8 protein-coding genes are annotated in these 10,640 nt (G+C 68.3%); 4 read left to right on the top strand and 4 right to left on the bottom strand.

Going from position 1 to position 10,640, the window contains the following annotated elements:
* The first annotated feature begins 28 nt into the window (after window positions 1–28).
* Entirely contained in the window at window positions 29–2,674 is a 2,646-nt protein-coding gene (locus AC1DR7_RS06495; protein ID WP_478052730.1) for a hybrid sensor histidine kinase/response regulator, read from the top strand.
* Between the two features lie 257 nt (window positions 2,675–2,931).
* On the opposite strand, the gene AC1DR7_RS06500 is transcribed toward AC1DR7_RS06495, so the two are convergent.
* The 4 genes from AC1DR7_RS06500 to AC1DR7_RS06515 all read right to left on the bottom strand — a co-directional run bounded on the left by AC1DR7_RS06500 (window position 2,932) and on the right by AC1DR7_RS06515 (window position 6,948).
* Window positions 2,932–3,588 (bottom strand): LuxR C-terminal-related transcriptional regulator, encoded by a 657-nt coding sequence (locus AC1DR7_RS06500; RefSeq protein ID WP_457321110.1) that lies wholly within the window; start codon window positions 3,586–3,588, stop codon window positions 2,932–2,934.
* A gap of 234 nt (window positions 3,589–3,822) precedes the next feature.
* On the bottom strand, window positions 3,823–4,881 hold the full coding sequence (locus AC1DR7_RS06505; RefSeq protein ID WP_457320198.1) for an ABC transporter substrate-binding protein: 1,059 nt from the start codon (window positions 4,879–4,881) through the stop codon (window positions 3,823–3,825).
* On the bottom strand, window positions 4,878–6,260 hold the full coding sequence (locus AC1DR7_RS06510) for a sensor histidine kinase N-terminal domain-containing protein (protein ID WP_457320196.1): 1,383 nt from the start codon (window positions 6,258–6,260) through the stop codon (window positions 4,878–4,880). Before AC1DR7_RS06510 ends, AC1DR7_RS06505 begins: the two co-directional genes overlap by 4 nt.
* On the bottom strand, window positions 6,250–6,948 hold the full coding sequence (locus tag AC1DR7_RS06515) for a response regulator (RefSeq protein WP_457320194.1): 699 nt from the start codon (window positions 6,946–6,948) through the stop codon (window positions 6,250–6,252). The genes AC1DR7_RS06510 and AC1DR7_RS06515 overlap by 11 nt, the downstream gene beginning before the upstream one ends.
* Window positions 6,949–7,184: 236 nt before the next feature.
* On the opposite strand from AC1DR7_RS06515, the gene AC1DR7_RS06520 reads away from it, so the two are divergent.
* The 3 genes from AC1DR7_RS06520 to phbB are packed head-to-tail and all read left to right on the top strand — an operon-like array spanning window position 7,185 to window position 10,468.
* Window positions 7,185–8,318 carry an OprO/OprP family phosphate-selective porin gene (locus AC1DR7_RS06520; protein WP_457320200.1) on the top strand — a complete coding sequence of 378 codons (1,134 nt, stop codon included), beginning with the start codon at window positions 7,185–7,187 and terminating at the stop codon, window positions 8,316–8,318.
* A gap of 40 nt (window positions 8,319–8,358) precedes the next feature.
* Complete coding sequence (locus AC1DR7_RS06525) at window positions 8,359–9,687, top strand: CitMHS family transporter (protein WP_256776530.1); 1,329 nt, start codon at window positions 8,359–8,361, stop codon at window positions 9,685–9,687.
* 40 nt (window positions 9,688–9,727) lie between these two features.
* Window positions 9,728–10,468, top strand: a complete 741-nt coding sequence (phbB, locus tag AC1DR7_RS06530; protein WP_256776519.1) for an acetoacetyl-CoA reductase — start codon at window positions 9,728–9,730, stop codon at window positions 10,466–10,468.
* Window positions 10,469–10,640: the final 172 nt, after the last annotated feature.

A 10,640-nucleotide genomic window follows, 5' to 3' on the forward strand; every position in this document is an offset into this window, starting at 1 on the left:
GCCCGCCGCACGACCGTAGACTGCCGCCATGTACTGGCTCGGCCGCCATCGCACCCTGCTGTTGACCCTGCTGCTGATGATCGGCGGCACACTGCTGTGCGCGGCCGCCGCCGGGCACTATGCCTGGCGGCGTGCGCTGGCCACCGAAAGTGCCCAGGTGCAACGCCAGCTGGAACTGTACGGCCAGGGACTGCAGCAGCGTATCGACCGCTTCGGGACCCTGCCGCAGGTGCTGGCACTGGACCCGGACCTGCGCCGCGCCCTGCTCAAGGTGCCCGATGCCGCCGCGCGGCAGCGCCTGAACCTGAAACTGCAGCGCGCCAACCAGGTGACCCGCGCCTCCACCCTGACCCTGGTCGGCCACGACGGCGTGGCCGTGGCCGCCAGCAACTGGGACCAGCCCAGCAGCAACGTCGGCGAGGATTACAGCTACCGCCCCTATTACCGCCAGGCGCTGGCCACCGGCCGGGGTCGTTTCTACGGCATCGGCATGACCACCGGCGTGCCCGGGTATTTCCTGTCCCAGGCGATCGAGGAAGACGGCGTGCGGGTCGGCGTGGTGGTGATCAAGATCGAACTGTCGGCATTGGAACAGGAATGGTTGCCCAGCCCGGACGTGGTGCTGGCCAGCGATGAGCATGACGTGGTGTTCCTGGCCAACCGCGATGTTTGGCGCTACCGCCTGCTGCGCCCGCTGGGGCCGGGCGAGCGCCGCGAGATGCTGGAAGCGCGGCAGTACGCCGACCGCTCGCTGCAACCGCTGCGGGTCCGCACCGAAGATGTGCTTGAGAACGGCGGGCGCATGGTGCGCCTGCTCGATCCGGCGCTGCCCGGACGGATGCTCTGGCAAAGCCTGGCCCTGCCCGAGGAACACTGGAACCTGCACCTGCTGCACGATGCCGGCGCGGCCACCAGCGCCGGGCGCAGCGCGGCCATCGGCGGCGGCGCGGCGTGGTTGGCGTTGGGCTTCCTGGTGCTGTTCGTACAGCAGCGGCGGCGGCTGGATGCGCATCGGCAGCGCAGCCGACGCGAGCTGGAAAGCGTGCTGGCCCAGCATGCCGAGGAGCTGCGTACCGCGCAGGATGGCGTGCTGCAGGCCGCCCAGCAGGCCGACAGCGGGCTCAGCCGCAGCCTGGCGCACCTGCCGCAGGGCGTGGTGGTGATCGACAACGAACAGAACCTGGTGGCATGGAATGCGCGCTACCTGGAGCTGTTCAAATTTCCGCCCGGGCTGATCCGGGTCGGCCGCCCGATCGAGGAGATCTTTCGCTACAACGCGCGCCGTGGCCTGCTCGGTCCCGGCCCAATCGATGAGGCGATCGAGCGCCGCTTGAACCACCTGCGCAGCGGCCGGCCGCACATGCGCGAGAGCGAGAAAGACGACGGCACCGTGCTGGAGATCCGCGGCAATCCGCTGCCCGATGGCGGCTTTGTCACCAGCTATGCCGACATCACCGCCTACAAGAACACCGCGCGTGAACTGCGCTCGCTGGCCGATGCGCTGGAGCACCGCGTGGCCGAGCGCACCCGTGACCTGGACGAGGCGCGCCGCGAGGCCGAGCGGGCCAACCGCTACAAATCGCGTTTCGTCGCCTCGGCCGTGCACGACCTGCTGCAACCGTTGAACGCCGCGCGCATGTTCGTTTCGGTGCTGCGCGGCAAGCTGCACGGTGATGCGCGCGCATTGAGCGAGCACGTGGATGCGGCGCTGGCCGCGCAGGATGCGATCCTGACCAGCCTGCTGGATATATCGCGGCTGGAATCGGGCGCGCTGCAGACCCACGTGCGCGCGTTCGCGCTATCGCCGCTGCTGGAGACACTGGCACGTGAGTTCGGCATCGCCGCCGACAGTCGCGGGCTGCAGCTGCGTTGGGTGGATACGCGGGCGGTGGTGGTCAGCGATGAGGCATTGCTGCGCCGGATCCTGCAGAACTTCCTGTCCAATGCGCTGCGTTATACCCCGCGCGGGCGCGTGTTGCTGGGCTGCCGCCGCGTGGGCGACCAGTTGCGCATCGAGGTGCACGACCAGGGCCCGGGCATTCCGGAGAGCCTGCAGGGCGAGATCTTCGAGGAGTTCCGCCGGCTGGATGATGGCGTCGAACAGGAACGCGGCGCCGGGCTGGGATTGGCCATCGTCGAACGCATCGGCCGCCTGCTGGGGCATGGCATCCATCTGCGCTCCACGCTGGGACGCGGCAGCGTGTTCACGGTGAGCGTGCCGCTCGGCGACGCGGCGGCCATTCCGGCGCCGACGCCGGTGCCGGCCGTAGCGGCTGACGCCGGCGATGACAGCCCGCTGCGGCATTGCCGGGTCTGGAGCATCGATGACGACCCGCGTGTGTGCGCCGCCACCCGCGCGCTGCTGGAGCGCTGGGGCTGCGCGGTGGAGCTGGCCGATGGGCCGCAGGCCGTGCTGGAAATCGCCTCCGCGCTCAACGTGCCGCAGTTGCTGCTGCTGGATGTGCGCATGGGCCAGTGGCACGGCCCGGATCTGTATGAGCAGTTGTGTGGACTGTGGCAGGCGCGGCCACCGGTGATCCTGGTGACCGCCGAGCGCGATGATGTGTTGAAGGCGCAGGCTGCAGAGAACGGGTGGGGGTTCCTGTCCAAGCCGGTGCGGCCGCCGGCGCTGCGCGCGTTGATGACGCAGTTGCTGGTACGGCATCGGGGATGATCGGTGATTCGGAAGCAGCCGAGCATGGCTCGGCTCTACCGGGTGGATTGGGAGCAGCCGAGCGTGGCTCGGCTCTGCCGGGTAGATTGGGGTGTCAGCCGAGCGTGGCTCGGCTCTACCGGGTGGGTTGGGGAGCAGCCGAGCATGGCTCGGCTCTACCGGGTGGGTTGGGGGGCCAGGGTGCCACGCTCTGGTAGAGCCGAGCCATGCTCGGCTGACACCCTCCGGAGGTGACGATGTGTCCCCGCCCCGCGGCCTCAGCCGTCCAGCCCCGCGCCGGCATCGCCTTCCGGCTCCAGCGCCTTCACCAGTACCGCAGCCTGCGTGCGGCTGTGGCATTCCAGCTTTTTCAGGATCGCGGTGACATGCACCTTCACCGTGTTCTCAGCCAGGCCCAGCTCGTAGGCGATTTGCTTGTTGAGCAGGCCGTCGGCCAGGCACAGCAGCACGCGGAACTGCTGCGGGGTGAGCTGGGCGAGGCGTGCGGCGAGCAGCGCGTCGGACTCGGAGCGCTCTGGCGCCATGGCCGGGAACCACACCCCGCCATCGAGCACCGCCGCCACCGCCTGGCCGATAGTCTCGGCGGGGGCGGATTTGGGGATGAAGCCGGCTGCGCCGAACTGCTGCGCGCGGCGGATGACGCGCGGATGGTCGTTGGAGGAGACGATGACCACCGGGATGTCCGGGTGCGCGCCGCGTACGTGCAGCAGCGAGGAGAACCCGCGGGCACCGGGCATGGTCAGGTCCAGCAGCACCAGCTCGATCTCCGGGTGCTGGTCCAGCGCGGCTTCCAGTGCGGAGGCGCTGGCCACTTCGAGCACCTGCGCCTGCGGGAGCGACTGGCGCAGCGAGTGCACCACCGCCGCGCGCAGCAACGGGTGGTCGTCGGCAATCAGGACGGTGAATTCGCTCATGCGGTCCATTGTAATGCGGTTGCCGGGCAGAGCCCGGCGCTACACGGGTGGATCGTTGCAACGAGGTTGACGGCCAGCGGCCGTCACTACCGGGGTGGATCGTTGCAATGAGGTTGACGGCCAGCGGCCGTCACTACCGGGGTGGATCGTCGTGTTGAGGTTGAGGGCCAGCGGCCGTCATTACCGGCTTGGATCGTTGTTACGCGGGTGAAGGTTGACGGCCGGCGGCCGTCGTTACCGGTCGTCGCGCTGCCGCATGCTGCCGCGCCAGGCTTCGAGGAACTGGCGGCGTTTCAGCGCGTCCAGGTACACCAGCAGGCCGGGGCCCAACTGGATGGGCCGGTAGCTGCGCTCAGGCGAGCGGCCACGTTGCTGGCCCTGCGCGGGCAGGATCGGCATCAGCCGCGCCTCGCGCGAGAGCACCTGCTGGCCACGCGGCGAGAGCAGGTAGTCCAGGAAGCGGCGCGACTCCTCCGGGTGCCGGCTGCTGCGCGGGATCACCGCGGTGCGCAGCACCACCAGGGTGTAGTCCTCCGGCTCGACGATGCCCAGCGGCGCGCCGGCGTCGATGCGCGCCTGCGCGTAGGAGCCCAACACGTTGTAGACCAGCGACAGCTGGCCACTGCTGACCCTGTCCAGCAACACGCCGGTGCGTTCTTCCAGCTGCACGCCGTTGTCGCCGAGCGCGCCGAGCAGCGCACCGGCCATGCTGCCGCGCTGGCCGTCCTGGGTGGCCAGCAGGTAGCCCACGCTGCTGCGCTCCACATCGTAGGTGCCCACCCTGCCCTGCAGCGGCGCGTCCGGCGCGCGCAGCAGGTCCAGCAGCTGGCGGCGCGTGCGGGGCACCCGTGCGGCCGGCAGCGTGCGCGTGTTGTAGACCATCGCCACCGGTTCGTAGCTGATTCCGAACGCCTCGTGCCGCCATTGCGCCCACGCCGGCAGCGCGTCGGTCTGCACCGAGCGGTGCGCCAACGCGTGGCCGTCGTTTACCAGCTTGGTCTGCAGGTCCATGCCGCTGCTGATCAGCATGTCCGGCGCGTTCGGCCCGCTGCGGTCGCGCAGGTAGCGCGCATAGATGTCCTGGGTGATCACGTCCTCGTAGAGAATCTCGGTGCCCGGGTGCAGGCGCTGGTAGTCGGCGATGACGGTGGCGAACACCTCGATGTCGGTCGAGCCGTGGATGCGCAGCTGCGCGGTCGGCACGCCTTTGGCGGGAAACCGCTGTACATCGCCGGGTGCCCCCCACGCATTGCCCGCGACGACCAGCAGCAGCACAAGCCATGCAGCTTTCATGGATGCATCCTCGGCAGGCGGATGGTGGCGACCAGTCCCCCGCCCACGCGGTTGCTCAGATCGATCTGGCCCCCATGGCTGTCGATGACGCGCTTGACGATCGCCAGGCCCAGCCCGGCACCGCCGGCAGCCGCGCCCTCGCCGCGCGCGAAGCGCTCGAACACCCGCTCGGCGTCGGCCGCGGCAATGCCCGGGCCGTGGTCGGCAATGGTCAGCACGCACTGCTGTGCTTCTTCGGTCAGCGCCACCTGCAGGCTGCCGTCGCCACCGTATTTGACCGCGTTGTCGATCAGGTTCTTGATCGCCTCGCGCAGCAGCAGCGCATCGCCCTGCACCCAGGCCGCCTGCACGCCAACGGCCAGCTGCACGCGCGGCGCCGGCATCGCCTGTGGCAGGGCTTCATGCAGTGCCTGGTGCAGGATTTCGGCCAGATCGACCGGTGCGAAGCGCTGCAGGTTGGCGCGGTGGATCACGCTGGCGTCGCTGAGCAGCTGGTTGAGCAGGCGGCTCATGTGGGTGGCATTGCGCTCGATGGCGTGCAGGCTGCGGCGCATGTCCTCTGGCTCTTCTTCGTCCAGCGCCAGCTGTGCCTGCGCGCGCAGTGCCGCCAACGGCGTGCGCATCTGGTGCGCGGCCTCAGCCATGAACGCGCGCAGGGTTTCGTTGCTGGCCGACAGCCGGCCCATGAAGTGGTTCAGCGCGCCGACCATCTTGTCCATCTCGCGCGGCACGCTGGCATCCAGCGGTTTCAGATCGGAGGGCTCGCGCCGTGCCAGCTCACGCTCCATCCGCACCAGCGGACGCAGCGCACGGTGCACGCCCAGCCCGACCAGGGCCAGCGACAGGAGCGACAACACCCCGATCGCCAGCAGCGCGCGGGTCACCATGTCCTGGGCCAGCGCCTCGCGCGCCCGGCGGGTCTGCCCGACCTGGACGCGCACTTCGCCCTGCGCCGACGGCGAGGACACCCGCCGTGACACCACCACAAAGCGCACCTGCTCCCCGCTGTAGGGGGCATCGAACAATTGCGGGCGATCGCTGGGCGGGTGCGGTGGCGCGGGCAGGTCCGGGTAGCCGGTCACGGTGGCATCGCGCGCATCGGAGACCCGATAGAACACGCGGTCTTCCGGCGCCATCGCCAACAGGTCCAGCGCGGCATACGGCAGATCGACCTGCCACTGGGCCTCCACCAGCGCCACCGAATCGATGATCGACAATGCCGAGGACACCAGCAGGTGGTCGTAGGAGCGATTGGCCGCGCGCTGGCCGTAGTCGCGTGCGCCGAACAACAGGACGATGGCGAACAGCGCCAGGAACGCGCCCAGGTACAGCCACAAGGTGTGCCGGATCGAGCCGGAGGTGCGCGGGTCAGTCGCCATCGGCGGCCGCGCCCGCAGCGTCGTCGATGGCCTCAAGCAGATAACCACTACCACGCACGGTCACGATCCGCAGCGGCGCGTCGGCCAGCTTGCGGCGCAGGCGGCCCACGTAGAGTTCGATCGCATTGGGGCCGGCCTCGTCATCGAAGCCGAACAGGCCGTTGCCGATCTCGTCCTTGCCCACCACCTGGCCCAGTCGCCCCATCAGGATTTCCAGCAGCCGGTATTCGCGGTTGGGCAGCTCGATCGGCTGGCCGTCCAGGCTGACCCGGTGCGAGGCGTTGTCGAACTGGAACGCGCCGATCTGCACCACTTCGCTGGCCTGGCCACGGGTGCGCCGCAGCAGCACCCGGCAGCGTGCTTCGAACTCGCGGAAGTCGAACGGTTTGCCCAGGTAATCATCGGCGCCGACATCCAGCGCCTGCACGCGGTCTTCGATGCCATCGCGCGCGGTCAGCATCAGCACCGGGGTGCTGTCGCCGCGCTCGCGCATGCCGGCCAGCACGCGCAGGCCGTCCAGCTTGGGCAGGCCGATATCCAGCACCACCAGGTCGAAGCTCTGGTAGCGCAGCACGCTGGCCGCGGCCAGCCCGTCGCGCTGCCAGTCCACCGCGTGGCCACTGCGGCGCATGCGGCGGACGATGGCATCGGCCAGGTCCGGGTTGTCTTCCACCAGCAGCAGGCGCATCGGTCGGGAAATCTCTCAGGAGCACGAATCCTAGCGCGAGCGGCCACTCCCGTGGGCTTCGCTGCAACGCACAAACCCCTGACAGGTGGATGACAGCTTCCCGGCTCTAGGCTGCGCCATCGCATCGCACACCGTGCCGATGCCATTGGCGACACACCTGCACGAACGAGTACCTGGGAGGGTCCGTGGAACTGAACACACTGCGCTGGCGCACGCCGGCCGCCTGTACCCTGCTGATGCTGGCCGCGCCGCTCTGGGCTGCCGAAGCCAGCGAGGAAGACCGCCCGGTCACCGCCACGCTCGGCGGCCGCCTGCATCTGGATTTCGCCGATTTCGACAATGACGGCCGTGGCACCCCGAACAAGGACGACACGGAGATCCGCCGCGCCTGGGTGGACGTGTCGGGCAGGTTCTTCGTGGTCGACTACAAGCTGGAAGCCGATTTTTCGGGCGACCGGGTCGAGGCCAAGGATGTGTTCGTCAGCCGCAGCTTCGGCGACGCAGGCAAGCTCACCGTCGGCCAGTTCAAGCAGTTCTTCTCGCTCGATGACCGCACCAGTTCCAACTACGGTACCTTCCTGGAGCGCGGCAACGCCGGCACCACGCTGGCGCCGTTGTACCGCCTCGGCGCCTCCTGGCAGGCCGCCCGTGGCGACATGACCTGGGCCGCCAGCGCCTACAGCCTGGAAAGCATCGACGCGTGGCAAGTGAAGGGCCGTGCCGCCGGTGGCCGCGCGACCTGGGCGCCGGGCGCCACCGCCGGCGATGTGCTGCACCTGGGCCTGTCGCTGGCCCACGAGCGCTATGACACTCCCGGCGCCAACGGTGTGCCCGGGCTGAAGATCCGCCCGCGCCCGGCTGGCCACCTCTCCGACAACAGCCGGCTGACCCTGGTCGATTTCTCGGCCGGGCGCGACACCGACGTCAACAAGTGGTCGCTGGAATACGCGCAGGTGCGCGGCCCGCTGTCCTGGCAGGGCGAATTCAGCGGTGCCACCTTCGACGACGGCAGCCAGCGCGGCAAGGTGCTGGCCGGCTACGGGCTGGTGAGCTGGTTCGTCACCGGCGAGTCGCGGGTGTACGACCGCAAGACCGGCCGCTTCGGGCGGGTCAAGGATTTCCAGCACACCGCCGGCGCGTTCGAGCTGGCACTGCGCTACGACCAGATGCGCGGCGACCAGCACCTGATCGGCCAGCCGGACCTGCGCGATGCACAGACCGAGGCATGGACGCTGGGCGGCAACTGGTACATGCGCGAAAACCTGCGCTTCATGCTCAACCTGATCGAAAGCCGCAACCGCGACCGCCTGGCCAGCGCCACGTTGGACCGCACCCGCGCGGTGACCGGCCGTCTGCAGTTCGATTTCTGACCCTCTTCTTCCGCCCTACCCCTCCTGGAGTCTGCAGATGATGCTGAGCATCCTCGGCTTTGGCATGGTCATTACATTCATGTACTTGATCATGAGCAAGCGGCTGTCGCCGCTGGTCGCCCTCATCACCATCCCGATCGTCTTCGCGCTGATCGGCGGCTTCGGCGCCGGCATCGACGAGATGATGCTGGAGGGCATCAAGAAGATCGCGCCCACCGGCGTGATGCTGATGTTCGCCATCCTCTACTTCGGGGTGATGATCGATGCGGGGCTGTTCGATCCGCTGGTGCGGATCATCCTGCGCTTCGTCAAGGGCGACCCGATGAAGATCGTGCTTGGCACCGCGATCCTGGCGATGCTGATCTCGCTCGATGGCGACGGTTCGACCACCTACATGATCACCGTGTCGGCGATGCTGCCGCTGTACCAACGGCTTGGCATGAACGCGCTCAACATGACCTGCGTAACCATCCTCGCCGGTGGCGTGATGAATCTGACCCCGTGGGGTGGGCCGACCGCGCGCGCGGCCACCGCGCTGCACGTGGACCCGGCCGATGTCTTCGTGCCGCTGATCCCCTCGATGGTGATCGCCTGCGCCGGCGTGCTGCTGCTGGCCTGGTATCTGGGCCTGAAGGAGCGCCGCCGCCTGGGCGTGGTGAGCCTGCCGCAGGGTGGCAGCTGGATGGACAACAGCGTGTCCGACGATGGCAATGCGCTGCCGACCGTCGAAGACGCCGAAGACGTCAAGCGCCCCAAGCTGCTGTGGGTGAACCTGGCGCTGACCATCGCGCTGATGACGGCGTTGATCCTGGGCGTGCTGCCGATGCCGGTGCTGTTCATGGTGGGCTTTGCGATCGCGCTGGTGATCAACTACCCCAACTTGGCCGAGCAGCGCCGCCGCGTGGTCAACCATGCCGGCAACGTGCTGTCGGTGGTGGCGCTGATCTTCGCCGCAGGTATTTTCACCGGCATCCTCAACAACACCGGCATGGTCGAGGCGATGTCGCACAGCTTCCTGGCGATCATCCCCGACAGCTGGGGCCCGTATCTTGCGGTGATCACCGCGATCGCATCCATGCCGTTCACCTTCTTCATGTCCAACGACGCCTTCTACTTCGGCGTGCTGCCAATCCTGTCCGAGGCTGCCGGCACCTACGGCATCACCCCGGTGGAGATGGCGCGTGCGTCGCTGGCCGGGCAGCCAGTGCACCTGCTCAGCCCGCTGGTGCCCTCGACTTACCTGCTGGTGGGCCTGGCCAAAGTGGAGTTTGCCGACCACCAGAAATTCACCCTGAAGTGGGCGATCGCCATCTCGCTGCTGTTGATGGTCGGTGGCCTGCTGTTCGGTCTGTATCCCATCGCGGCCTGATGGGCCGCGCCCTGATCCGGTTACCAAGGAGTCTTCAGCAATGACGCTTCGCATCGCTTACGTCACCAGCGGCATGGGCAGTGTTGGCACGGCCATCTGCCAGAAACTGGCGCGCAACGGCCACACGGTGGTCGCCGGTTGCGCACCGAACTCGCCACGCAAGGCCGGCTGGCTGCGCGAGCAGCGCGAGCTGGGCTTCGACTTCATTGCTTCGGAGGGCAATGCCGCGGACTGGTCGTCGACGGTGGCGGCGTTTGCCAAGGTCAAGGCGGAGGTCGGTGAGATCGACGTGCTGGTCAACAATGCCGGCGGCAGCCGCGACGTGCTGTTCCGGCAGATGAGTCCGGACGACTGGAACGCGGTGATGGGCTCGAATCTGCATGCGTTGTTCAACATCACCAAACAGGTGATCGACGGGATGACCGCGCGTGGCTGGGGCCGGATCGTGAACATCGGTTCGGTGAGCGCGCACAAGGGCCAGATCGGGCAGGTCAATTTCGCTACGGCCAAGGCGGCCATGCATGGCTTCAGCCGTGCGCTGGCCAATGAGGTGGCCGCACGCGGGGTGACGGTGAATACGATTTCGCCGGGGTATATCGCCAGCCAGTCGATCAGCAGTTTTCCGCCGGACGTGCTGGACCGGCTGGCCGGGTCGGTGCCGATCCGCCGGCTGGGCAAGCCGGAGGAAGTGGCGAGCCTGTGCGCGTGGCTGGCGTCGGATGATGCGGCCTACGTGACCGGTGCCGATTACGCGGTGAACGGTGGGTTGCACATGTTTTGACCTCGGCGCGTCCGGTTGGACGCGTTGCCTCCCCCGCGAGGTGAGCCGCGGCGCTGAGAGGCGTCGCGGCTTTTTTTTGTGTCAGTGTAGAGCGAATGCCTGCGAGTGACTGGGCCTGGGCGGGGGTGTGCAGCGTCGCGGGACCGTCGTGTGCCATGGATGGCACACGCGA

This window comes from Stenotrophomonas sp. P5_A9 (genome assembly GCF_056400525.1).

Coding starts and splice junctions, on each gene's coding strand:
- AC1DR7_RS06495 (WP_478052730.1), top strand. CDS start 29: ATGTACTGGCTCGGCCGCCATCGCACCCTGCTGTTGACCCTGCTGCTG.
- AC1DR7_RS06500 (WP_457321110.1), bottom strand. CDS start 3,588: ATGAGCGAATTCACCGTCCTGATTGCCGACGACCACCCGTTGCTGCGC.
- AC1DR7_RS06505 (WP_457320198.1), bottom strand. CDS start 4,881: ATGAAAGCTGCATGGCTTGTGCTGCTGCTGGTCGTCGCGGGCAATGCG.
- AC1DR7_RS06510 (WP_457320196.1), bottom strand. CDS start 6,260: ATGGCGACTGACCCGCGCACCTCCGGCTCGATCCGGCACACCTTGTGG.
- AC1DR7_RS06515 (WP_457320194.1), bottom strand. CDS start 6,948: ATGCGCCTGCTGCTGGTGGAAGACAACCCGGACCTGGCCGATGCCATC.
- AC1DR7_RS06520 (WP_457320200.1), top strand. CDS start 7,185: ATGCTGGCCGCGCCGCTCTGGGCTGCCGAAGCCAGCGAGGAAGACCGC.
- AC1DR7_RS06525 (WP_256776530.1), top strand. CDS start 8,359: ATGCTGAGCATCCTCGGCTTTGGCATGGTCATTACATTCATGTACTTG.
- phbB (WP_256776519.1), top strand. CDS start 9,728: ATGACGCTTCGCATCGCTTACGTCACCAGCGGCATGGGCAGTGTTGGC.